The sequence below is a fragment of the Arthrobacter sp. SD1074B genome, from assembly GCF_056780195.1.
In genome coordinates this window covers 3,725,892-3,748,546 of record NZ_JBRAZT010000001.1, presented here as the reverse complement: position 1 = coordinate 3,748,546, position 22,655 = coordinate 3,725,892, and the positions used below count along the sequence as shown (strand labels likewise).

The 22,655-nt window shown below is 65.0% G+C and carries 18 protein-coding genes and 3 rRNA genes; 16 read left to right on the top strand and 5 right to left on the bottom strand.

What is annotated here, in order from left to right:
• Nucleotides 1-8: 8 nt before the first annotated feature.
• Nucleotides 9-503 (bottom strand): FBP domain-containing protein, encoded by a 495-nt coding sequence (locus ACUYM2_RS17425; RefSeq protein ID WP_481601196.1) that lies wholly within the window; start codon nt 501-503, stop codon nt 9-11.
• Nucleotides 504-963: 460 nt separating this feature from the next.
• Here ACUYM2_RS17425 and ACUYM2_RS17420 point away from each other — a divergent pair, with 460 nt between their 5' ends.
• The 6 genes from ACUYM2_RS17420 (at nt 964) to ACUYM2_RS17395 (ending at nt 7,186) form a co-directional block, all read left to right on the top strand.
• A complete protein-coding gene (locus ACUYM2_RS17420; protein ID WP_481601195.1) occupies nt 964-2,070 on the top strand; it encodes an iron-siderophore ABC transporter substrate-binding protein in 1,107 nt (368 codons plus the stop codon).
• Between the two features lie 13 nt (nt 2,071-2,083).
• A complete protein-coding gene (locus ACUYM2_RS17415) occupies nt 2,084-3,214 on the top strand; it encodes a FecCD family ABC transporter permease (RefSeq protein WP_481601519.1) in 1,131 nt (376 codons plus the stop codon).
• Nucleotides 3,215-3,321: 107 nt separating this feature from the next.
• Nucleotides 3,322-4,341, top strand: a complete 1,020-nt coding sequence (locus tag ACUYM2_RS17410; protein ID WP_481601194.1) for a FecCD family ABC transporter permease — start codon at nt 3,322-3,324, stop codon at nt 4,339-4,341.
• Nucleotides 4,342-5,187 carry an ABC transporter ATP-binding protein gene (locus ACUYM2_RS17405; RefSeq protein ID WP_481601193.1) on the top strand — a complete coding sequence of 282 codons (846 nt, stop codon included), beginning with the start codon at nt 4,342-4,344 and terminating at the stop codon, nt 5,185-5,187.
• 4 nt (nt 5,188-5,191) lie between these two features.
• The gene (locus tag ACUYM2_RS17400; RefSeq protein WP_481601192.1) at nt 5,192-6,262 is read left to right on the top strand and encodes a siderophore-interacting protein; all 1,071 of its coding nucleotides are present in this window, start codon (nt 5,192-5,194) and stop codon (nt 6,260-6,262) included.
• 99 nt (nt 6,263-6,361) lie between these two features.
• Nucleotides 6,362-7,186 carry an SGNH/GDSL hydrolase family protein gene (locus ACUYM2_RS17395; protein WP_481601191.1) on the top strand — a complete coding sequence of 275 codons (825 nt, stop codon included), beginning with the start codon at nt 6,362-6,364 and terminating at the stop codon, nt 7,184-7,186.
• A 1-nt stretch (nt 7,187) separates the two neighbouring features.
• On the opposite strand, the gene ACUYM2_RS17390 is transcribed toward ACUYM2_RS17395, so the two are convergent.
• The gene (locus ACUYM2_RS17390) at nt 7,188-7,475 is read right to left on the bottom strand and encodes a YciI family protein (protein WP_481601190.1); all 288 of its coding nucleotides are present in this window, start codon (nt 7,473-7,475) and stop codon (nt 7,188-7,190) included.
• 81 nt (nt 7,476-7,556) lie between these two features.
• Here ACUYM2_RS17390 and ACUYM2_RS17385 point away from each other — a divergent pair, with 81 nt between their 5' ends.
• The 4 genes from ACUYM2_RS17385 to ACUYM2_RS17370 are packed head-to-tail and all read left to right on the top strand — an operon-like array spanning nt 7,557 to nt 12,203.
• Nucleotides 7,557-8,045: a MarR family winged helix-turn-helix transcriptional regulator gene (locus ACUYM2_RS17385; RefSeq protein WP_346958912.1), complete on the top strand. Its 489-nt coding sequence runs from the start codon at nt 7,557-7,559 to the stop codon at nt 8,043-8,045.
• Nucleotides 8,046-8,090: 45 nt separating this feature from the next.
• Nucleotides 8,091-9,908 carry a glutaminase A gene (glsA, locus tag ACUYM2_RS17380; RefSeq protein ID WP_481601189.1) on the top strand — a complete coding sequence of 606 codons (1,818 nt, stop codon included), beginning with the start codon at nt 8,091-8,093 and terminating at the stop codon, nt 9,906-9,908.
• A 57-nt stretch (nt 9,909-9,965) separates the two neighbouring features.
• On the top strand, nt 9,966-10,727 hold the full coding sequence (locus ACUYM2_RS17375; protein ID WP_481601188.1) for an SGNH/GDSL hydrolase family protein: 762 nt from the start codon (nt 9,966-9,968) through the stop codon (nt 10,725-10,727).
• A gap of 39 nt (nt 10,728-10,766) precedes the next feature.
• The gene (locus ACUYM2_RS17370) at nt 10,767-12,203 is read left to right on the top strand and encodes a GH1 family beta-glucosidase (protein WP_481601187.1); all 1,437 of its coding nucleotides are present in this window, start codon (nt 10,767-10,769) and stop codon (nt 12,201-12,203) included.
• Between the two features lie 33 nt (nt 12,204-12,236).
• Here the strand turns inward: ACUYM2_RS17370 and ACUYM2_RS17365 are convergent, their stop codons facing one another.
• From ACUYM2_RS17365 to ACUYM2_RS17355, 3 genes are read right to left on the bottom strand one after another with little or no spacing between them, the layout of a single operon-like run.
• Nucleotides 12,237-13,043, bottom strand: coding sequence for an FAD:protein FMN transferase (locus ACUYM2_RS17365; protein WP_481601186.1), 807 nt, complete (start codon nt 13,041-13,043; stop codon nt 12,237-12,239).
• Nucleotides 13,027-13,572, bottom strand: coding sequence for an FMN-binding protein (locus tag ACUYM2_RS17360; RefSeq protein WP_481601185.1), 546 nt, complete (start codon nt 13,570-13,572; stop codon nt 13,027-13,029). The genes ACUYM2_RS17365 and ACUYM2_RS17360 overlap by 17 nt, the downstream gene beginning before the upstream one ends.
• Entirely contained in the window at nt 13,569-15,011 is a 1,443-nt protein-coding gene (locus tag ACUYM2_RS17355) for a ferredoxin reductase family protein (protein WP_481601184.1), read from the bottom strand. The genes ACUYM2_RS17360 and ACUYM2_RS17355 overlap by 4 nt, the downstream gene beginning before the upstream one ends.
• 475 nt (nt 15,012-15,486) lie before the next feature.
• On the opposite strand from ACUYM2_RS17355, the gene rpmB reads away from it, so the two are divergent.
• The 6 genes from rpmB to rrf all read left to right on the top strand — a co-directional run bounded on the left by rpmB (nt 15,487) and on the right by rrf (nt 22,377).
• Nucleotides 15,487-15,723 (top strand): 50S ribosomal protein L28, encoded by a 237-nt coding sequence (gene rpmB, locus ACUYM2_RS17350; protein ID WP_011693744.1) that lies wholly within the window; start codon nt 15,487-15,489, stop codon nt 15,721-15,723.
• Nucleotides 15,723-15,890 carry a 50S ribosomal protein L33 gene (rpmG, locus tag ACUYM2_RS17345; protein ID WP_056737121.1) on the top strand — a complete coding sequence of 56 codons (168 nt, stop codon included), beginning with the start codon at nt 15,723-15,725 and terminating at the stop codon, nt 15,888-15,890. Before rpmB ends, rpmG begins: the two co-directional genes overlap by 1 nt.
• A gap of 4 nt (nt 15,891-15,894) precedes the next feature.
• Nucleotides 15,895-16,200 carry a 30S ribosomal protein S14 gene (gene rpsN, locus ACUYM2_RS17340; RefSeq protein WP_043485315.1) on the top strand — a complete coding sequence of 102 codons (306 nt, stop codon included), beginning with the start codon at nt 15,895-15,897 and terminating at the stop codon, nt 16,198-16,200.
• A 633-nt stretch (nt 16,201-16,833) separates the two neighbouring features.
• A 16S ribosomal RNA gene (locus tag ACUYM2_RS17335) occupies nt 16,834-18,358 on the top strand.
• Between the two features lie 519 nt (nt 18,359-18,877).
• A 23S ribosomal RNA gene (locus ACUYM2_RS17330) occupies nt 18,878-22,011 on the top strand.
• Nucleotides 22,012-22,260: 249 nt separating this feature from the next.
• Nucleotides 22,261-22,377: ribosomal RNA gene (gene rrf, locus ACUYM2_RS17325) — 5S ribosomal RNA — on the top strand.
• The 16S, 23S and 5S rRNA genes sit together here, the layout of an rRNA operon.
• Nucleotides 22,378-22,655 lie beyond the last annotated feature (278 nt).

Below are 22,655 nucleotides of genomic sequence, written 5' to 3'. Positions count from 1 at the left end.
GCGCCGGGCTAGGTTCCGCGGACGCGGTCCAGGAACTGGGCGGTCCGGCCCACCAGCCCGTCGATCTGTCGGCGGACCACGGCGGCCGGGTCCGGGTTGATCTCGTTGGCCGGGGGTTCCACCCGCACGTTGCGGCAGCACCCGAATTCGGCGCAGATCAAAGTGCCCACGGTGTTGCCGTTGCGGCCGGACTGCCCGGCCCGCTTGGCCACCCACAGCAGCACATCATCCTTGGAGTGGATGTCGCGGCACAGCTCGCACAGCACGGACCGGTTTTTCTTGGCGCCGCCTTCAGGGGCCCGGAGCATGATTCCGGTGGGGCCCTTCGGGCCGGGCAGCAGCAGATAGCCGCGCAATGGCATCTTCGCATCGCGCCAGCCGAGGAAGTCGAGGCTCTCCCAGTCCAGGGTGTCGAAATTTTTGGGCAGGTTGAGCTTGGCGGCTTCTGACCGGCTCGCGTTGATGAACGACGAGCGGACTTGCTGGACGGTGATTTTTTGCATGTCGGAGTCTTTCGGAATCAAAGGGTCCCCGCCGGGCGGCACAGTAGCGCCAAGGCGGGAGGAGGGCAGGGGGCTGCCAGCCTGCGCGACTCCGATGGAATCTGGGCGTTCCCGTGGACTCAGTCCGCGGCGGGAGCGGATCCTTCGGGAGGGGCTGGCGACTGTGCGGGCGCGTAGCAGGCCAGAGCGGCCACCCCGCTAACCGCGGCAACAGTCATCATCGTGATGCCCATGCTCACTTCCCCATCAATCCGTGCCATCAATCGTGCTTGTGAATTCCGGGCCGGTCCCGAACTGCCGGCCGCGCCCATCCTTGCAAAACCGGCCCAGTCCTGTCCAGTTCCACGCTCCGCTCCGGAGTGGAGCGCAACCGAGGTAATTACGTTACTCAAACCTTGCGTAATTATAGCGAGGATAGGCTAGCCTTACTTAGGTCGTCTTCACTTACCTAAGGAGTTCCGTGGCTTCCGCCATCTTCCGCCGTCCCACCGGCCCTTCCGACGGCCGCCCCCGCCGCAGGACCGCCCTTCGGACGGCGGCTCTGCTGGCCGCCGTCGGACTGGGCTTGAGTGCCTGCTCCACCGGACCGGTGGTGTCGCCGGCGGGTGACGCTGCCGCCCCGGTTCCCGGCTCCGGGTTCCCGGTGACCATCAAGAACGTCTATGGCGAGACAACCATCAAGGAACAGCCCCAGCGGGTCGTCACGGTTTCCTGGGTCAACGACGACGTCGCCCTGGCCCTTGGCGTGGTTCCGGTAGGTGTCCCGAAGAATGAATGGGGTGGCAACGCGCAGGGGTCCACGCCCTGGAAGGACGCCGCGCTGACCCAGTCCGGCGCCGCGTTCGGCTCGGCGAAGGCCCCGGCCCAGTACTCCGAGGCCGACGGCATCAACTTCACCGAGATTGCCAAGCTCAACCCGGACGTCATCCTCGGCGCCTACTCCGGCCTGACCGCGGAGGACTACAAGAAGCTCAGCGAAATCGCCCCCGTCGTAGCCCAGCCGGAGGTCGCCTACGGCACGTCCTGGCAGGATTCCACGGCCGTCATCGGCAAGGCCCTGGGCAAGGCGGCGGAGGCCGGCAAACTCATCGCCGACACTGAGCGAACCATCAAGGACAAGGTCGCGCAGTACCCCCAACTGGCGGGCAAGACCTTCATATACGGCAACCTCGAGCCGGCCAAGAGCGACGGCATCAACGTCTACACCGCCAATGACAACCGCCCCCGCTTCCTCAGCGAGATCGGCATGAAGCTGGCCCCGGTGGTCGAGGAGAAGTCCAGAAACTCCAAGGACTTCTTCATCCCGTGGTCGGCAGAGAAGGCGAACGAGCTCAACTCCGACGTCTTCGTGACCTGGGTTCCCGACGCGAAAACCGCGGATTCCATCAAGAACGACCCCTTGCTTGGCCAGATTCCGGCCCTCAAGACCGGTGCCCTGGTCGCCGATTCGGACAACACCCTCACGCTGTCCATCTCGGCGTCCTCGCCGCTGAGCCTGCCCTGGGCTCTGGACAGGTTCCTGCCGCAGCTGGCGACCGCGGCGGACAAAGCCGCCGCGGCGAAGTAGGCGCCGTACCATGATGCCGCTGACGACGACGGCGCGTCCGGCAACGCCGGGCAGTCCTGGAGCACCGGAGCCCTGCGCTGCACCGGAAGACTGTGCTGCCCGGAAGCCCTGCGCTGCGCCGGATGGGCCGGCGTCGGCATCCGGTTCTGCAGCGGTCCGCCGGACCGCCTGGCTGCTGGCGGCCGCCGTCGTCTTGGCGCTGGTGGCCGCCGCATCCCTCGCCGTTGGAGCCCGGGGCCTTGGCCCGGGGACCGTATGGCAGGCGCTGGCCGCTTTCAATCCGGCCGACGGCGACCACGCCGTGGTCCACGCCCGCATTCCGCGCACCGTTCTTGGCCTGCTGGCCGGCGGCGCCCTGGGCCTGGCCGGGGCGGCAATGCAGGGTGTGACGCGCAACCCGCTGGCCGATCCCGGCATCATCGGCGTCAACGCCGGGGCGGCGCTGGCAGTCGTTACCGGAATCTACGTGTTCGGGATCTCCTCGCTGTCCGGCTACATCTGGTGTGCCTTTGCCGGGGCCGCTGCGGCCGCCGCGCTCGTGTACCTGATCGCGTCGCTGGGCAGGGACGGTGCGACGCCGATCAAGCTGGCGTTGGCGGGGGCTGCCCTGAGCGCGGGGCTGTATTCGCTCATGAACATCATCCTCGTCTCCAGCCAGGACACCCTGGACCGCTTCCGGTTCTGGCAGGTCGGGGGGATCGCGGGCCGGGACTGGTCCGCGCTCCACGCCGGAATGCCGTTCCTGCTGCTGGGTGCGGCCATTGTGCTCGGGACCGGCCGGAACCTCAACGCACTGGCGCTGGGTGATGACCTCGCCCGCGGCCTCGGCCAGCGCGTTGGCCTGACCCGGGGCATGACGGCCCTCGGCGTGGTCCTGCTCTGCGGTTCGGCAACGGCGCTGGCGGGACCGATCGGCTTCGTGGGCCTGGTGGTTCCGCACGCCGTCCGCTTCCTGACCGGCCCCGACTACCGCTGGATCCTGCCGTTCTCGATGGTGCTCGCGCCGGCGCTGCTGCTCGCAGCCGACGTCGCCGGCCGCGTCATCCTGCCGCCCGGCGAGGTTCCGGCCGGGATCATGACCGCGCTGGTGGGTGCGCCCGTCTTCGTCTGGCTGGTCCGCCGGAGCAAAGGAGCCGGACTGTGAGCACCGGCCCAAAGACCGCACCTCCCGCCCCGGTCTTCCCCGCCGAAGCGGCACCTCGCGGCAGTGATCGGCGCAAATATCGGCGCCATCTGCCACCTCGGCGGAGGATGCCCGTCCGGACCGCGGCGCTGGCCCTCGCGGCGGCGGCCCTGTTCGCGGCGAGCATCCTGCTGGGCGGCTACACCGTCACGGTCCCGGACTTCTTCACTATCCTGGCAGCCCACGTCACCGGCGGCGCGAAGATCCCCGGTGCGAGCTTCATCGTGATGGAACACAAGCTGCCGCGGGCTGTGGTCGGCGGGTTGGTCGGCGCGGCGTTCGGCCTCTCCGGGGCACTGTTCCAGACGATGCTGCGCAACCCGTTGGCCAGCCCGGACGTGATCGGCATCAGCTACGGTGCCAGCGCCGCTGCCGTCACCGCGATCGTGGTGTACGGCGCCGCCGGGACCGCCGTGTCGGGAGCGGCCCTCGCCGGCGCGCTCGGCGTCGCGGCCCTTATCTATGCCATTTCCGGCCGCAGGTCCTCCGGCTCCCCGGCCGGCAGGGGAGCGGCCGGGAACCGGCTGATCCTGGCGGGGGTGGGAATCGCCGCCGCCCTGCAGGCGGTGGTCAGTTTCCTGATGACCCGGGCGGACATCCGCACAGCAGCCGACGCCCTTGTCTGGCTCAACGGCTCGCTCAACGCCGCCAGTTGGGAGCGGGCAGGAGTCCTCGGGATGGCACTGCTCGTGCTGGTGCCGGCCGTCGCCGTCATCGCCGGCCCGTTGCGCATCCTCGAACTCGGCGAAGATACCGCCTCGGGCCTGGGCGTCCGCGTCGGCACCACCCGGCTCGCGGTCGTCGTTACCGCCGTGGCCCTCTCCGCCGTGGCGACGGCGGCGGCCGGACCGGTCGCATTCGTAGCCTTCCTCGCCGGCCCGGTTTCCCGCCGCTTTGTCCGCAAAGCGAGTCTGCCGGCCTCGGCCCTGGCCGGAATGCTGATCGTTCTGGCCGCGGACTTCCTGGCGGCGAACCTGGCCCCGCTCCTGCTGGGCGGCACCGTCCTGCCCGTCGGCGTCGTCACCGGCGCCCTGGGTGCGCCGTTCCTGCTGTGGCTCCTGGTCACGGCCAACCGAAAGGATGCCTGAATGGCTACCCTGCAAGCCTCCGGCCTGAGCCTCAAATACGACCAGCGGACCGTCATCGACGGGCTGTCCACCGGCATCCCCGAGGGCAAGCTGACCATGATCGTCGGGGCCAACGCCTGCGGAAAATCGACGCTGCTCCGGGCCCTGTCCCGGCTGCTGAAGCCCGCGGCCGGGACGGTGGCCCTCGACGGCAGGGACATCCACGCGCGGCCGGCCCGGGAGGTTGCCCGCACCCTCGGCCTGCTTCCCCAGCACCCGACGGCGCCCGACGGCATCACCGTTCGGGACCTCGTGGGCCGCGGCCGCTTCCCGCACCAGGGCCTCTTCCGCGGCTGGCCGGCCGCCGGGTCACCGCAGGACGAGCGGGCCGTGCAGCGCGCAATGTCGGCCACGGACACGCTGGAGCTTGCGGACCGGACGGTGGATCAACTCTCCGGCGGGCAGCGCCAGCGCGTGTGGATCGCGATGGCCCTGGCCCAGGAAACCGAGGTGCTGCTGCTCGATGAACCCACCACCTACCTGGACCTCGCGCACCAGGTCGAAGTCCTGGACTTGCTGACGGACCTGAACCGCCAGCGCGGCACCACTGTGGCGATCGTGCTGCACGACCTGAACCTGGCCGCGCGCTACGCGGACCACGTCATCGCCATGAAGGACGGACGGATCGTGGCCGAAGGCGACGCACGGACGGTGATCACCGAGGCGCTGGTCCGCGAGGCGTTCGGCTTGGAATCCCGCGTGGTACCCGACCCCGTCTCCGGCACGCCCATGATCGTCCCCCTCGGCCGCCATCACGGAGCGGCCCCAGCGCCGTCCGCCGAAAACCCGACCCGCAGCTGGAGCTGATCCCATGACCGCAACGCTTCCCCCGCCCCTGGCCACCGCGGCAGCGTCCGCTCCGGCTGCGGCCGAACCCCTGACCCGGGCTTTTGAGGTCCGGGTCACGGCCGTTGAACAGCTCAGCCCGAACTTCCTGCGGATCACCTTCGGCGGCTACTCACTCCGGCAGTTCGGTGTGCACGGCAGCACGCTGGACCTGCGGATCAAGCTGATGATCCCCTCCAAGGCCCCCGACGGCACCGACGTCCCGCTGCCCGAACTCAAAACCGAACGCACCGGCTGGTACAGCGAGTGGCTTGCCCTGGACCCGGCCGTCCGCGGCTCAATGCGGACTTACACCGTGCGGCAGGCGCGCCTGGACGCCGTGTACCCGGAGATCGACGTCGACTTCGTGCTGCACCTGGACGCGTCCGGACACGGCGGTCCCGCGGCCAAGTGGGCTGTGAACGCCAGGCCCGGTGACACCCTGATCCTCATCGGGCCGAACAACCGGGCCGCCCACTGCGTCACGGCGGAAAGCTACGCCGGCATTGAATGGCGCCCGGGTCTGGCCCAGCGCGTGCTGCTGGCCGGGGACGAAACAGCGGTTCCGGCCATCGCTGCCATCCTCGAAAGCCTCCCGCCGTACCTGAGCGGCCACGCCTTCCTTGAGGTTCCGTCGGCGGCCGACTTCCAGGACCTCAGCTCGGCGGCCGACGTCGACGTCACCTGGCTGGCCCGCGGGGCAGCCAACGGACCCCGCCCGCACGGGGAACTGCTCCGGGCGGCGGTCCGTGCCGCCGTACCGGAGCCAGGCTGGGTGGGCGCCACCTTCCCGCACCCTGCCGCCGGGCCGGAGCCCGAGGACGTCAACGTGGACCGGGACATTCTGTGGGAAACCCCGGCCCGGTTGGATGCCCGCGCGGTTCGAGCGGGCCGGAACCCCGACAGGGCCGCCGGTTCCCTGCCCTTTTACGCCTGGATCGCCGGCGAAGCGGGCACCGTCAAGGAGGTGCGGCGCTACCTGGTGCGGGACGTGGGGATCGACCGGAAGCAGGTGGCGTTCATGGGGTACTGGCGGCAGGGGAAGGCTGAGCACTAAGCCTGCGCCGGGACCGGACGGCGGCGGCGCGTAGAGCCGAACATCTGGGGTTAATCCGGCCGTCGCCTGACGGTTTTGTGGAACGGCTAGCGTGCTGGCGTGGCGTCATTACCTTTGCTTCCGGGCCCGGACGGGCGGCGGGTCTACGTTGCCCTGGGGGATTCGTTCACCGAGGGCGTGGGGGACCGCAGCAAGCGGCTGCCCAACGGGGTCCGCGGCTGGGCGGACCGGGTGGCGGAGAAGCTGGCGAAGGCCCAACCGGGATGGGAGTACGCCAACCTCGCCATCAGAAGCAAGCGGCTGCGCCACATCATTGCCGAGCAGCTGGAACCGGCGCTGGCCATGAAACCGACCCTCGTGACCCTGTATGCCGGCGGCAACGACCTCCTTGACTTCGGCACGGACATCCAGGACCTCATGGATGACTACGAATACCTCGTGGCCAGGCTCGTTGCCAGCGGCGCCACGGTAGTGCTGTTCACAGGGTTCGACGTCAAAGTCTCGGTGCTGTTGGAGCCACTGAAAAGGCGCAACACCCTCTACAACCGGCGGGTCCGGGAACTGGCCGCCTGGTACGGCGCGGTCCTGGTGGACTACTGGTGCTTTGACGCCTTCCACGACCCCCGGATGTGGGATACGGACCGGCTCCACATGTCTAAGGCCGGCCACAAGTACCTCGCCGCCCAGGTCCTGGACCAGCTCGGCGTGCCGCACAACATCAGCCCCAAGGAATGGGAGCCGCCGGCCAGGCTGGGTCTTTGGGACTGGGAACGGCGGCAGCGCCGCTGGGTGCACGACTGGGTGCTTCCCCTCTTTGGCCGCAAGCTGCGCGGCGTAACGCTGGGGGATGAGCTCGGCCCGCGCTGGCCCGAACCGGTAAAGGTGCCCCGGAAGGGCGGCCTGAAAAAGCTGTTGCCGGGCTGAGCTAGCTGTCCAGCAGGTTCTCGTACCCGGGGGCGACGCGGCTGGCGTGGAACTCCTCGACGTCGAAGTCGGCGACGCCATTGACGTAGAAGGGGTCCTGGACGAGTGCGGCGTCCAAATCGGCGCGGTCGGCGTTGGAGAGCAGGAGGCCGCCCGTGCGGGGGATCTTGCGGCCGGCCACCATGAAGACGCCGCGGTCGAAGGCGTCCTGCAGCCAGGCGACATGTGCCGGGAGGTGGAAGTCGACGATCTCGTCAGGCACCTTGTAGGTCAGGGAGACTACGTACATAGCGCCAGCCTACCTCCTGGACCGACGCTAAAGACGGCACGAAGTTGAACCGTCAAGCATCGAGGCTCATAGAATGGAGCCATGACCGAACCGCGCTGGCTCAATGCCGACGAACGCCGGGCCTGGCTGGCCCAGCTGAGCATCAACACGCTGCTGCCCGCCGCCTTGGACACGCAACTGCATGCGGCCGGGAAACTCTCGCTGTTCGACTACAACGTCCTGGCCATGCTCTCCGAAGCCGAGGGCCGGTACCTGCCCATGAGCGAACTCGCGGCGCGCACCAGCGCCTCGCTTTCCCGGCTCTCGCACGTGGTCACCAAACTCCAGAACCGTGGATGGCTGGAACGCCGCCCGCACCCCGGCGACGCCCGGGTCACGACGGCGCACCTCACCGACGCCGGCATGGCCACCATCGTGGGGCTCGCCCCGGCGCATGTCGAAGCGGTCCGCTCGCTGTTCCTGGACGCCCTCGATCCGGACGACGTCGCCGACCTGGCCCGCATCGGCGAGAAGATCGTGTCCCGGCTCGACGCCGGCCACTGGATCCTGCGGGAGAACAAACGGGCCTGAGACCCCCGTGGGGCCAGCGGCCCGGTGTCCCCTAGTCTTGGCATTATGGAATCGCCGATCGACAGCTATCTGCGCCAGATCCACGCCGAGATCGCGCTGCTCAAGGACGGCAAGCCGTACAGCGCCATTCCGGCCATGGCCAACGTGGATCCGGACAACTTCGGCATCGCCCTCGCGACCGTTGACGGCAAGGTGTACGAAATCGGTGACACCCGCGAGGAATTCACTATCCAGTCCATCTCCAAGCCCTTCACCTACGGACTGGCACTCGAGGACCTTGGCGCCGAGGCCGTGGATGCCAAGGTCGACGTGGAACCGTCAGGTGATTCCTTCAACGAGATCTCCCTCGCCGAAGGGACGGGGCGGCCTGCCAACGCGATGATCAACGCCGGGGCCCTCACCGCCACCTCCCTGATTAGGGGATCAGGCGGGCAGTCCGGGTTCAAACGGATACTCAGCACGTACTCCGGGTTCGCAGGCCGTCAGCTCTCGGTCAACGAGCAGGTCTACGAATCCGAGCTCAAACACGGCCACCGCAATACAGCCCTCGCCTACCTGCTTCGCTCCTTCAACATCATCGAAGACGACCCGACACCGGTCCTGCAGGACTACTTCCGGCAGTGCTCGGTCCTGGTGAACTGCTTCGACCTCTCGGTCATGGCGGCTACGCTGGCCAACGGCGGCCGGAACCCGCTCAGCGGCAAACAGGTGCTTGAGATCGGGCCCGTGGAGCGAGTGCTGTCCGTGATGATGACCTCCGGCATGTACGACGACGCCGGCGCCTGGATCAGCAGCGTGGGGATGCCGGGCAAGAGCGGGGTAGCGGGCGGCATCATCGCCGTGCTGCCCGGCCAGGTGGGCCTGGCGGTCTACTCACCGCCGCTGGATGAGCACGGCAGCAGCGTCCGCGGGCTGGCCACCGCGCAGCGACTCTCCCGCGACATGGAACTCCACTTCGTCCGGGCGGCCCGGGCGGGCCGGTCCGCCATCCTCGCCGCCTACGACGTTACCGAAACACCTTCGGGCATCCGCCGCAACGACGAGGCCGCCGATGTCCTGCGTGCCCACGGCCACCGGGCCCGGGTGATCGAACTCAACGGCGACCTTCTCTTCGCCGGGACTGAATCCATGGTGCGTGAGGTCAGCGGCCTGGCCGACGACGTCGAGCTGGTGATCCTGGACATGCGGCGCACGGACCAGGTCAGCGAGGTCGCAGTGCGTACGCTGGCCAGAATTAGGCAGGGGATGGCCGACGCCGGGCGCGACCTGGTGCTGGTTGAGGCGGACGGGTCGGTCACCGAAGCCCTGGCAACGTCAAGCGAGCGCCCGGTTCCGTCCTTCACAACACGGAGCGCCGCCGTCGAATACTGCGAAAACCGCCTGCTGGAGCGCCACGGGGACCATCTGCTGATCCCGGACCACGTTCCCGTCACCGCCTCGCCCGCGCTGGCACCGCTGGAGGAAGCGGAGGCGGCGGCGCTGGAAGCGCTGATGACGCCGAAATCCTATGACGACGGCGACGTCATCCGGCGCGTCGGTCTGCGGTTCGGCGGAGTCTACTTCATCACCTCCGGAAAGGTCAGCAGCACGTCCCCCGGTCCCACCGCGGACCGGGTCAAGCTGAACACCCTCAGTGCCGGGATGACTTTTGGCGAACTGGCGCTGGGCAGTGGCAACCGGCAGGAAACCACTGTCCGGGCAGTGGGGCCGGTGGAGGTCATGGTGCTTAGTGTGGAGGCGATCGCCGAGTTGGAAGCCGCCGACCCTCGCCTGGCCATTGCCCTGTGGAAAGCCCTGACCCGGGACGCCTACACCCGGGTGGAGCAGTACCTGCGAGAAACGGCGGTCCGGATCCGGGAATAGCGGCTGCCGCGATTCCCTGGTGTGAGCCACCCAGGCGGGCTCTGGCAGACTGAATCCATGGATTTCACAGCCCGCTACGTTGCACTCGGAGACTCCTTCACGGAAGGCGTCGGCGACGACGACCCGGCCCGCCCCAACGGTGTCCGGGGCTGGGCGGACCGGGTTGCCGAGCAGCTGGGCTCGGCCGACCCCGGCTTTGGCTACGCCAACCTCGCCATCCGCGGCCGGAAGCTCCGCCAGATCATGGCAGAGCAGGTGGATGCTGCCGTCGAGCTCAAACCCACCCTGGTGACCATCTACGCCGGCGCCAATGACATCCTCCGTCCCAAGATCGACATCGACGACCTGCTGGTGGAATACGACGCCGGCATCCGCAAACTGAAGGCCGCCGGCGCCACCGTCGTGATGTTCACCGGCTTCGACGCCCGCGGCTCCAAGGTCTTTGGCACCATGCGCGGCCGCACGGCCATCTACAACGAGCTGGTCCGCGGGATCGCCGGAGACCACGATGCGCTGCTGGTGGATTATTGGCGGTTTAGCGAGTACTACGACTGGGGCATGTGGGCCACCGACCGCATGCACATGTCCGCCGCCGGCCACGCCAACATGGCCAAGCGCGTCCTGACCGTGCTGGAGCACAACCACTCGATCGACGTCCCGCCGATGACGCCGGTTCCGGAACTGAGCCGCTCCGAGGCGCTCCGGGCGAACGCCCGCTGGGTCCGCGAGTTCGCCGGGCCGTGGGTGATGCGCCGGGTCACCGGCAAGTCCTCCGGCGACGGCCTCTCGCCGCGGTATCCTCAGCTCACCCGCCTCTAGCACTACGCCGGCTAGTCCGATGCAAGGAGCAGCACCAGGATGAACAGCAGCCCCCTCGCCTTTCCTGCCGGCTTCCTGTGGGGAGCTGCCACCGCGGCGTACCAGATCGAAGGCGCCGCCCACGAGGGAGGCCGCGGGGAATCCATCTGGGATGTGTTCTGCCGGGTGCCCGGGGCCGTCGCGGATGCCCACAACGGCGACGTCGCCTGCGACCACTACCACCGCTCGGCCCAGGACGTCGGGCTGATGCAGGACCTGAACCTCGCGGCCTACCGCTTTTCCATCTCCTGGGCCCGCTGCATGCCCGACGGTGTGACCCCGAATGCGGAAGGCATCGCGTTCTACTCGCGGCTGGTTGACCAGTTGCTCGCCGCAGGCATCACACCCTGGGTCACGCTGTACCACTGGGACCTGCCGCAGGCACTGGAGGACAAGGGGGGCTGGGCCACGCGGGAGACGGCCGAGCGTTTCGCGGCCTATGCCGCGGTGATGCACGAGGCGCTCGGCGACAGGGTCCGGATCTGGACCACGCTCAACGAACCCTGGGTCTCCGCCTTCCTGGGCTACGCCGCCGGGATCCACGCCCCCGGCCGCCGGGACCCGGCCGCGGCGCTCGCGGCTGCCCACCACCTGCTGCTGGGCCACGGGTTGGCCGTCCGGAAACTCCGCCGGCGCGATCCCGGGGCGACCCTGGGCGTCACGCTGAACCTGACGGTCGCCGATCCCGCGGACCCGGTCCGGGAAGGGGACGTGGACGCGGCGCGCAGAGTCGACGGCCAGTCCAACCGGCTCTTCCTGGACCCGCTCTTCCGCGGCGAGTACCCCGCCGACGTGCTCGCCGACGTGGCCCACCTCGGCATGGCCGACGTCGTCCTGCCCGGGGACCTGGACATCATTTCGGAGCCCGTCGACGTGCTGGGCGTCAATTATTACCACGGCGACGCTTTCACAACGGACCCGGAGCAGGGACCGGACAACCCGGCTGCAGCAGCTCCCGCGTCACCATTGGTCGCTGCCGACGGCGTCCGGCAGGTCCCGCGCGGGCTCCCCGTCACCGGGATGGGATGGGAGATCCAGCCCGAGGGCCTGCGCCGGCTGCTGAACCGGCTGCAGCGCGACTACACCGGACCGACCGGGATCCCGATATACATCACCGAAAACGGTGCCGCCTTCGAGGACGTTCCCGATGCCGACGGGTTCGTGGATGACCGGGCACGGCTGGAGTTCTTCGATGCGCACCTGCGGGAACTGCACGAGTCACTGGCCGACGGCGTGGACGTCCGCGGATATTTCGCGTGGTCCCTGCTGGACAACTTTGAGTGGGCGTTCGGGTATCACCAGCGCTTCGGGCTGGTCCGGGTCGACTACGAAACGCAGCGGCGCATTCCCAAGGCGAGCGGGCTCTGGTACTCCCGCGTCGCAGCCTCGAACACACTCCCCGCAATGGGGCAGGGGCAGGAGCAGGAGCAGCAGTAACGGCCCCGGGGGAGGGCCCGTCGTCGTGCCTGCCTAGGCGCGGAACCCCGGCGTCGCTAGGATGCCGCCGTCGGTCCGGACGGCCAGCACCTCAACGTTCCAGCCGCTTGTCGCGCGGTTGAGCATTCGGGAGCCGCCCGCCACGACTGCCGTCGCGAGCACGTCGGCGGTGACAATATCAGCGGCGGCGACCGAGACCTGGCGGAATTCGCTGGCCCCGGACCCGCGGGTCCAGATGTGGTCGCCGCGTTCGGCAGAGCCGGAGGTGGCCAGGGCGCCGAAGCCGGCGCCGCCGTCCAGCGGGAACGCTGCAATCAGGGTCCTGCGGTCCTGGGGATCGACAATTCCGGCCTGCCACGACGAACTGCTGCCCGCGATGGGCGAACCTGCCACCAGCACATCACCGCCGGCGTTCAGGCACCAGTCGCCAAACCCCAGAGAGTGCAGCGCGGCTCCGGCTTCCTTGATCGCAACCCCCTTCACCAGCCCCGACAGGTCCGGCACGCCGTCCGGCCGTTCCGGCGTGAACGCCCCCTCAGTGAGCAGCCGCCATTCGGCGGCCTCGGCGTACCGGTCCCGGAACTCCTGCGACGCCGCGCGCAGCGACAGTTCGCCGTGCGCCAGTCGGCTGGCCTCGGACTCGGGCCGGTAGAGGCTGAAGCGGGCGTCCAGTTCCCGGAAGCACCGCTCGACGACGCCGGTGGCGTCTGCCAGCGCGGCGGCCGCCGCCGGGGACAAGCCCACGGTTGCGGCGGGAAACGTGAGGCTGACGACGGTCCCCATGCACTGGAAGGTTTTGGCCGACAGGTCCGGCCGGCCCAGCTCAGAGGTGGGCTGCATCAAGGGCTGCCTGGAGCGAGGTCAGGTAAGCGTCACTGGTGACGGTGGCTCCGCTGATGGTCTGCACGTTGGCTGATTGGGCCTGGAGGACCTCATCGCGCAGCAGGGGCGCGGCGTAGTGGCTGATCTGCACCGATCGGCCGCCGTCATCCGTGAGTTGGAGCGCGGTGACATCGGATATGCTGCCGCCGCTGACGGTGATCTGCACCTGGACCGGACCGAAACGGGTCTGCACGACGTCGCCGGCGAAGGTGCCGCCGGCCTTCGCCGCCGCGCCGGTGGAACCGGTCGTGCCGGACGAACCGGCAGACCCGGAGCTTCCGGTGGTTCCCGAGGACTGCGCTGAACTCCCGGCGGAACCGCTCGACCCCGGGCCGGCGGAGCTTGCGCCCGTGGAACCGGCCCCGGCGGAGCCGGCTGATGTGCCGACGGCGCTCGCCGTGCCGGCGACGTGGGTTCCGGACTGCCAGCCGGCCACAAGAATCCCGACCGAGGCCAGGGTTGCTGAAACTACTGCACGAATTCTCACCAGTCGAACCTTTCGTAGTGGAGTTGTTCTTCCCGCACGCCCGCCCGGCGTGCGTCATCGAGGACGTTTTTTGCCCAGCCGGCCGGTCCGCAGACGTAGATGTCAGCGTCGGCGATGTGGGGGGCGTAGCTCGACAGCCGGTAGCCGGCGCGCACCTCCGCTTCCGGCTGCCAGGTCCGGACACCGCGGGGCCGGCGGCCGGTCAAATGGAAAAGTGTGGCGCCGCGGCGCCGGCAGAGCTCCAGGATTTCCTCGCCGAGATACAGCCCGGACTGGCTGTGGCCGCGCAGAATCACGGTCGCGTCACCTGGGGCGAAGGGGGTGTTCTCGAGCAGGGCGCGGATGGGGGTGATGCCGATGCCGGCTCCAATCATCACGACGCGCGCCCGGCTGCGGGCCGCGGTACTGAAGAGCCCGTACGGACCTTCGACCACTACCCGGGTGCCGGGCTTCAGCCTGGCCAGGGCCGCCGAACCCCTGCCGAGGTTACGGACCGTAATCCTTAGCCGGCCGCCGCCGTCGACGTCGAACTGCAGCGGCTCCGCGGAGAGGCTGAAGGGATGCGGGTGCCACCACTGGCCAGGGGCGAGGAAGCGCCAGATAAAGAACCGCCCGCCGCTGCCGGCCAGCTCGTCGAGGTGCCGGCCCGTCATTTCGATGCTCACCACGCCGTGGCCCGCGGCCACGACTCGGCTGACCCGCAGCTGGTGCCGGACGGTGGCGACAATCGGCTCAAGGACGCGGTAGTGCAGCAGCGCCGCACCCGTGGCGATGCACACAGCCAGCCAGTACCAGCGCTGCCAGGTGCCCTCGGCGAACAGCCCTCCGACGCTGAACTGGTGCGGCAGCGAGGTCAGCACGGCGGCGTAGGTCAGCAGGTGGACGGCGTACCAGAACTCATAGGGGAACCGGCGGCGGACGGCCACCAGGGAGGTGACGACCACCGCGAGGAACAGCGCAAGGGAGACAAACGCCAGCCACATGTCGGGGACCAGGACCCATAGGGCGACCGCCTCGCTGAACGGATCGATCCCTTCCGCCAGACCGTAGCCGATCGCGAGCAGGACGCCGTGCGCCAGCAGGAGGTACAGGGACGGTTTCCCGAGTTTGCGGTGGAATTCGAGTGCCCGGTCATGGCCCACAGCGCCGTCGATGATCGGAAGGCGGGCCGCGAGGAGCAGCATGAGCAGCACCAGATCCATGCCGGCGAGCCCGGCCACGATCCCCACGGCCGTGAACGCCCCGGCAACGCTTGAGAATCCGGCGGCGCCCCCGTCGGCCAGCCACAAAGCCACCGCTCCGGCCAGTGACGCCCAGGCGATCACGGTGAGGAGGTCGGCTCGGAGCAGCCGCCTGCGGTACTGCCCTTGGAAGGGATTGCCGGCGGCTGTCACCCGCCGGGTCAAGGGCTCCACGGCAGTCTGGGATGGTGGGTTCATGGATCCAGCGTCTGCCCGTTGCCTATCATTTTGCTGTGAAAGGACTACGTTGCTGATGTGACTAGGGAGCCGCCGCACGGTGCCCGCTTATACACCCTCCGGGCCCGGATTGGTCTTTAATTCACCAAGCTCGTAGACTTGGTAGGCGCTAGGTGGCGCGGAGCGTGCGCAATTGCTCCGGTTGGCGGAAACGGCTGAGAAATCAGGTCCCTCCGGTGGCCGGTAGTTAGGGGCTCAAGTTGCGTGCACTCCTGTATTCGCCCAGCATCCCGGCACGTCGCAGAGATTCCCTTGTGGTTATCACCGCCCGGTGCCCGTGACCCATAATCTTCGCCGCAGTTGAGGACTGAAGCCGGTTTACCGGTTATCCGCCGGCTGCGCGTCGCTTGTGGGAGCTGGATGCGGACGCCGCCTGTCGCACGGTTATGCGGAACTCCGCCAGCCGTTTCATTTTATTTTCATGAGGAGAGTCGTCATGGCAGCACACTGCCAGGTGACCGGAGCCGAGCCGGGCTTTGGACACAGCATTTCGCACTCGCACCGCCGCAACAAGCGCCGGTTCGACCCGAACATCCAGAAGAAGCGCTACTGGGTTCCGTCCCTGCGCCGCAACGTCACCCTGCAGGTCTCTGCACGTGGCATCAAGACCATCGACGTACGCGGCATTGACGTAGTCGTCGCCGCCATCCTGGCACGAGGAGTGAAGCTCTAGTGGCAAAGGACAAGGACGTACGTCCGATCATCAAGCTCAAGTCGACCGCGGGCACGGGTTACACCTACGTGACGCGCAAGAACCGTCGTAACGACCCGGACCGTATGGTCCTGCGGAAGTACGATCCCAAAATCCGCCAGCACGTCGAATTCCGAGAGGAGCGCTAAACACATGGCTAAGAAGTCAATGATCGCTAAGAACGAACAGCGTAAAGTCATCGTCGAGCGTTACGCTGCAAAGCGCCTTGAACTGAAGAAGGCCCTGGTTGACCCCAACTCAACCGATGAAGCACGCGAAGCCGCACGCCTCGGCCTGCAGAAGCTGCCCCGCAATGCCTCGCCGGTCCGCCTGCGTAACCGCGACATCATCGACGGCCGCCCCCGCGGTACGTTCCAGAAGTTCGGTATCTCCCGTGTTCGCTTCCGCGACATGGCTCACCGCGGTGAGCTCCCGGGCATCACGAAGTCTTCCTGGTAATTCAGTACTCCTGACACCAGTGGCTTGAAGAAGGGCCGGCAACCAAGTGGTTGCCGGCCCTTCTTGCGTTTAATCGCAGCTGACTGACGGGGTCGTGACGGTGACAAAGAGCACATGCGCCACTTCCGACGCTGGCGCTTGGATTCCTGCCCCGGTGGCCCCTAATTCCCCGGATTTTCGCGGATCCATGTGCTCACGATGCCGATTTGCGTGGCGTCCTGGGCGTGTGTAAAGTAGTTCGAGTCGCCGCCGCTGAAGCGGAAAGATAGCGACCGACCCCCTGATAAACGGCCTGGAAATGGCGTGGAATTTTGCGCGCTGATTCATGGTGGGGCCCTGTTCGTGGGTTTGGGAATCGCGGAAACGCTGGTTTGCGAAGTGTCAGGGACTCGGGTAAGTTTGAAAAGTTGCTCCGGAGCGATCCTGGACCGTTGGGTTTGGGTGGTGCCGGGTGTGTCTGTTGTTTGAGAACTCAATAGTGTGCCAAGTTTGTTGATACCAATTTTGTATTGAATTGGTTGATTGTGCCGGATCTGCCACCCCGTGGTTGGGTTCGGTGTTTTTAGCTGGTTTCAAATTTTGTGCAGCCTGGTTCCGCGTTTTCCCGTGGTGCCTGGTTGTGTCTGTTTTTCTTCAACGGAGAGTTTGATCCTGGCTCAGGATGAACGCTGGCGGCGTGCTTAACACATGCAAGTCGAACGATGATCCCAGCTTGCTGGGGGATTAGTGGCGAACGGGTGAGTAACACGTGAGTAACCTGCCCTTAACTCTGGGATAAGCCTGGGAAACTGGGTCTAATACCGGATATGACTCCTCATCGCATGGTGGGGGGTGGAAAGCTTTATTGTGGTTTTGGATGGACTCGCGGCCTATCAGCTTGTTGGTGAGGTAATGGCTCACCAAGGCGACGACGGGTAGCCGGCCTGAGAGGGTGACCGGCCACACTGGGACTGAGACACGGCCCAGACTCCTACGGGAGGCAGCAGTGGGGAATATTGCACAATGGGCGCAAGCCTGATGCAGCGACGCCGCGTGAGGGATGACGGCCTTCGGGTTGTAAACCTCTTTCAGTAGGGAAGAAGCGAAAGTGACGGTACCTGCAGAAGAAGCGCCGGCTAACTACGTGCCAGCAGCCGCGGTAATACGTAGGGCGCAAGCGTTATCCGGAATTATTGGGCGTAAAGAGCTCGTAGGCGGTTTGTCGCGTCTGCCGTGAAAGTCCGGGGCTCAACTCCGGATCTGCGGTGGGTACGGGCAGACTAGAGTGATGTAGGGGAGACTGGAATTCCTGGTGTAGCGGTGAAATGCGCAGATATCAGGAGGAACACCGATGGCGAAGGCAGGTCTCTGGGCATTAACTGACGCTGAGGAGCGAAAGCATGGGGAGCGAACAGGATTAGATACCCTGGTAGTCCATGCCGTAAACGTTGGGCACTAGGTGTGGGGGACATTCCACGTTTTCCGCGCCGTAGCTAACGCATTAAGTGCCCCGCCTGGGGAGTACGGCCGCAAGGCTAAAACTCAAAGGAATTGACGGGGGCCCGCACAAGCGGCGGAGCATGCGGATTAATTCGATGCAACGCGAAGAACCTTACCAAGGCTTGACATGGACCGGACCGGGCTGGAAACAGTCCTTCCCCTTTGGGGCCGGTTCACAGGTGGTGCATGGTTGTCGTCAGCTCGTGTCGTGAGATGTTGGGTTAAGTCCCGCAACGAGCGCAACCCTCGTTCCATGTTGCCAGCGCGTAATGGCGGGGACTCATGGGAGACTGCCGGGGTCAACTCGGAGGAAGGTGGGGACGACGTCAAATCATCATGCCCCTTATGTCTTGGGCTTCACGCATGCTACAATGGCCGGTACAAAGGGTTGCGATACTGTGAGGTGGAGCTAATCCCAAAAAGCCGGTCTCAGTTCGGATTGGGGTCTGCAACTCGACCCCATGAAGTCGGAGTCGCTAGTAATCGCAGATCAGCAACGCTGCGGTGAATACGTTCCCGGGCCTTGTACACACCGCCCGTCAAGTCACGAAAGTTGGTAACACCCGAAGCCGGTGGCCTAACCCCTTGTGGGAGGGAGCTGTCGAAGGTGGGACTGGCGATTGGGACTAAGTCGTAACAAGGTAGCCGTACCGGAAGGTGCGGCTGGATCACCTCCTTTCTAAGGAGCACCTACAGCAACCCTGCCCCGTGTATGCGGGTGTGGTGGTGTTGTCAGGAGTAGGCCCGTTGCGCAGGCGTTTGTTCTGCGGCGGGTGCTCACGGGTGGAATATCAGCAAATAGCGGCCGCATGGTTTTGTTCTTGCCCAGTACGGATGCTCTTGAGTGTCCTGGAACGGCGGGGGCGGGGCGGAGGCGGTTTAGTGTTTGGCACACTGTTGGGTCCTGAGGCAACAGGACCGGGGATTGAAAAGTTCCCGGGACTTGTGTTTCTGGTTTCCCGGCTGCAGCGAACATGCACTGGTGGGTCCTTTCGGGGGTCCGGGTGTGTGGGGTGTGTGGTATGGGGTTGTTGTTTGAGAACTACATAGTGGACGCGAGCATCTTTTATAAGAAGCAATTTCCAAGAAATATGAACCTGGATCTGTGCTGTTGCTGCGGTGGTGCCCTGTTTGGGTGTTGTTGTGGTGATGGTGTGGTTTCCGTGGTTTTCTCGAAAATTACTCCTTGATCTTTTGTGGTCAAGTTTTTAAGAGCACACGGTGGATGCCTTGGCATTAGGAGCCGAAGAAGGACGTAGGAATCTGCGATAAGCCTGGGGGAGTCGATAACCGGACTGTGATCCCAGGGTGTCCGAATGGGGAAACCCCGCCAGACGCGCGAGTGATCTGGTGACCCGCATCTGAACACATAGGGTGCGTGGAGGGAACGCGGGGAAGTGAAACATCTCAGTACCCGCAGGAAGAGAAAACAATAGTGATTCCGTTAGTAGTGGCGAGCGAACGCGGATCAGGCTAAACCGTTCCATGTGTGATAGCCGGCGGGCGTTGCATGGTCGGGGTTGTGGGACTTTCCGTTCTGTCTCTGCCGGGACAGTGGGGTGAGAGCATGTGCATAGGTGAACGGTCTTGAAAGGCCGGCCAGAGAGGGTGTGAGCCCCGTAACCGAAATGTAGTGTGCCGCCTGGGAAGTATCCCAAGTAGCACGGGGCCCGAGAAATCCCGTGCGAATCTGTCAGGACCACCTGATAAGCCTAAATACTCCCTAATGACCGATAGCGGACCAGTACCGTGAGGGAAAGGTGAAAAGTACCCCGGGAGGGGAGTGAAACAGTACCTGAAACCGTGTGCTTACAATCCGTCGGAGCAACCGCAGCTTGCTGTGTAGTTGTGACGGCGTGCCTTTTGAAGAATGAGCCTGCGAGTTAGTGTTACGTCGCGAGGTTAACCCGTGTGGGGAAGCCGTAGCGAAAGCGAGTCTGAACAGGGCGTTGCAGTGGCGTGATCTAGACCCGAAGCGAAGTGATCTACCCATGGCCAGGTTGAAGCGACGGTAAGACGTCGTGGAGGACCGAACCCACTTCAGTTGAAAATGGAGGGGATGAGCTGTGGGTAGGGGTGAAAGGCCAATCAAACTTCGTGATAGCTGGTTCTCCCCGAAATGCATTTAGGTGCAGCGTTGCGTGTTTCTTACCGGAGGTAGAGCTACTGGATGGCTAATGGGCCCTACAAGGTTACTGACGTCAGCCAAACTCCGAATGCCGGTAAGTGAGAGCGCAGCAGTGAGACTGTGGGGGATAAGCTTCATAGTCGAGAGGGAAACAGCCCAGACCACCAACTAAGGCCCCTAAGCGTGTGCTAAGTGGGAAAGGATGTGGAGTTGCGAAGACAACCAGGAGGTTGGCTTAGAAGCAGCCATCCTTAAAAGAGTGCGTAATAGCTCACTGGTCAAGTGATTCCGCGCCGACAATGTAGCGGGGCTCAAGTACACCGCCGAAGTTGTGGCATTCAGATATTAGCTAAGCCCTTGTGGTTCAGGCGTCTGGATGGGTAGGGGAGCGTCGTGTGGGCAGTGAAGTCGCGGTGTAAACCAGCGGTGGAGCCTACACGAGTGAGAATGCAGGCATGAGTAGCGAAAGACGGGTGAGAAACCCGTCCGCCGAATGATCAAGGGTTCCAGGGTCAAGCTAATCTGCCCTGGGTAAGTCGGGACCTAAGGCGAGGCCGACAGGCGTAGTCGATGGACAACGGGTTGATATTCCCGTACCGGCGAAAAACCGCCCATGCTGAACAGGGGATACTAACCGCCCGAGACCTGCCCGATCACCCTTGTGGTGTGAGGGTTTTGGTGGAGCGCGGGACCTGATCCTGGGAGGCAAGCGTATTAACAGGTGTGACGCAGGAAGGTAGCCGAGCCGGGCGATGGTTGTCCCGGTCTAAGGATGTAGGGCGAACGGTAGGCAAATCCGCCGTTCATGATGCCTGAGACCCGACGGGACCCCCGTATGGGGGGATTCGGTGATCCTATGCTGCCTAGAAAAGCATCGACGCGAGGTTTTAGCCGCCCGTACCCCAAACCGACACAGGTGATCAGGTAGAGAATACTAAGGCGATCGAGAGAATTATGGTTAAGGAACTCGGCAAAATGCCCCCGTAACTTCGGGAGAAGGGGGGCCCCCATCGTGATGGACACTAGCTGTCCGGAGCGTGCAGGGGCCGCAGAGACCAGGGGGAAGCGACTGTTTACTAAAAACACAGGTCCGTGCGAAGTCGCAAGACGATGTATACGGACTGACTCCTGCCCGGTGCTGGAAGGTTAAGAGGACCGGTTAGCCGCAAGGCGAAGCTGAGAATTTAAGCCCCAGTAAACGGCGGTGGTAACTATAACCATCCTAAGGTAGCGAAATTCCTTGTCGGGTAAGTTCCGACCTGCACGAATGGAGTAACGACTTCCCCGCTGTCTCAACCATAAACTCGGCGAAATTGCAGTACGAGTAAAGATGCTCGTTACGCGCAGCAGGACGGAAAGACCCCGAGACCTTTACTATAGTTTGGTATTGGTGTTCGGAGTGGCTTGTGTAGGATAGGTGGGAGACGTTGAAGCCCGGACGCCAGTTCGGGTGGAGTCATCGTTGAAATACCACTCTGGTCACTTTGGACATCTAACTTCGGCCCGTAATCCGGGTCAGGGACAGTGCCTGATGGGTAGTTTAACTGGGGCGGTTGCCTCCTAAAAAGTAACGGAGGCGCCCAAAGGTTCCCTCAGCCTGGTTGGCAATCAGGTGTCGAGTGTAAGTGCACAAGGGAGCTTGACTGTGAGAGAGACATCTCGAGCAGGGACGAAAGTCGGGACTAGTGATCCGGCGGTACATTGTGGAATGGCCGTCGCTCAACGGATAAAAGGTACCTCGGGGATAACAGGCTGATCTTGCCCAAGAGTCCATATCGACGGCATGGTTTGGCACCTCGATGTCGGCTCGTCGCATCCTGGGGCTGGAGTAGGTCCCAAGGGTTGGGCTGTTCGCCCATTAAAGCGGTACGCGAGCTGGGTTTAGAACGTCGTGAGACAGTTCGGTCCCTATCCGCTGCGCGCGCAGGAAATTTGAGAAGGGCTGTCCTTAGTACGAGAGGACCGGGACGGACGAACCTCTGGTGTGTCAGTTGTACTGCCAAGTGCACCGCTGATTAGCTACGTTCGGATGGGATAACCGCTGAAAGCATCTAAGCGGGAAGCTCGCTTCGAGATGAGATTTCCATACACCTTGTGTGTGAGAGGCCCCCAGCCAGACCACTGGGTTGATAGGCCGGATGTGGAAGCGAGGACTAACGACTCGTGAAGCTGACCGGTACTAATAGGCCGATAACTTACACCACACACTTCCCCGCGTGAACGGATTCAAAAGACGTTCACACCAGCGGAGAAGTACAAAGAAACAAGACTGCTTGCGTCCACTATGTGGTTCCCAACCAACAAACCCGCCACGGGCACGTTGCACGGAAACCCACAGCTGAATAACAACACCACAACTGCACCACCAAGTGCAGCGAACATGTTGTAACCACCAGATTTCCCACCCCGGAAACGCCCCTTACACGGGCCGGACCAGGGCGCGGACACAGGGTTACGGCGGTCATAGCGTGGGGGAAACGCCCGGTCCCATTCCGAACCCGGAAGCTAAGACCCACAGCGCCGATGGTACTGCACCCGGGAGGGTGTGGGAGAGTAGGTCACCGCCGGACAACCATTACAGCCAGGCCCCGACACACACGTGTCGGGGCCTGAGCTCTTTAACCACCCACACCACCACCAAACCCCCGGCACCCCCGCCCACCACCCACACCCTCCCGCACCAGAGACGCCCACCACCGGAACCCTCCCGCACGAGAGACGCCCAAAACCGGAACCCTCCCGCAGACCCTGACGGCACGACACCAACCCTTCCGCACAACCAGGGCCCACCGCGGAAGCCCTACCCCGATGTTTCAACGCCCGGCGCCGGTCGCAGCCGGAGGCGTCA

Bases quoted from the DNA above. Each gene is read 5' to 3' on its own strand.
- ACUYM2_RS17425 (WP_481601196.1), bottom strand. From the start codon at position 503: ATGCAAAAAATCACCGTCCAGCAAGTCCGCTCGTCGTTCATCAACGCG.
- ACUYM2_RS17415 (WP_481601519.1), top strand. From the start codon at position 2,084: ATGCCGCTGACGACGACGGCGCGTCCGGCAACGCCGGGCAGTCCTGGA.
- ACUYM2_RS17410 (WP_481601194.1), top strand. From the start codon at position 3,322: ATGCCCGTCCGGACCGCGGCGCTGGCCCTCGCGGCGGCGGCCCTGTTC.
- ACUYM2_RS17405 (WP_481601193.1), top strand. From the start codon at position 4,342: ATGGCTACCCTGCAAGCCTCCGGCCTGAGCCTCAAATACGACCAGCGG.
- ACUYM2_RS17400 (WP_481601192.1), top strand. From the start codon at position 5,192: ATGACCGCAACGCTTCCCCCGCCCCTGGCCACCGCGGCAGCGTCCGCT.
- ACUYM2_RS17390 (WP_481601190.1), bottom strand. From the start codon at position 7,475: ATGTACGTAGTCTCCCTGACCTACAAGGTGCCTGACGAGATCGTCGAC.
- ACUYM2_RS17385 (WP_346958912.1), top strand. From the start codon at position 7,557: ATGACCGAACCGCGCTGGCTCAATGCCGACGAACGCCGGGCCTGGCTG.
- glsA (WP_481601189.1), top strand. From the start codon at position 8,091: ATGGAATCGCCGATCGACAGCTATCTGCGCCAGATCCACGCCGAGATC.
- ACUYM2_RS17375 (WP_481601188.1), top strand. From the start codon at position 9,966: ATGGATTTCACAGCCCGCTACGTTGCACTCGGAGACTCCTTCACGGAA.
- ACUYM2_RS17370 (WP_481601187.1), top strand. From the start codon at position 10,767: ATGAACAGCAGCCCCCTCGCCTTTCCTGCCGGCTTCCTGTGGGGAGCT.
- ACUYM2_RS17365 (WP_481601186.1), bottom strand. From the start codon at position 13,043: ATGCAGCCCACCTCTGAGCTGGGCCGGCCGGACCTGTCGGCCAAAACC.
- ACUYM2_RS17355 (WP_481601184.1), bottom strand. From the start codon at position 15,011: ATGAACCCACCATCCCAGACTGCCGTGGAGCCCTTGACCCGGCGGGTG.
- rpmB (WP_011693744.1), top strand. From the start codon at position 15,487: ATGGCAGCACACTGCCAGGTGACCGGAGCCGAGCCGGGCTTTGGACAC.
- rpsN (WP_043485315.1), top strand. From the start codon at position 15,895: ATGGCTAAGAAGTCAATGATCGCTAAGAACGAACAGCGTAAAGTCATC.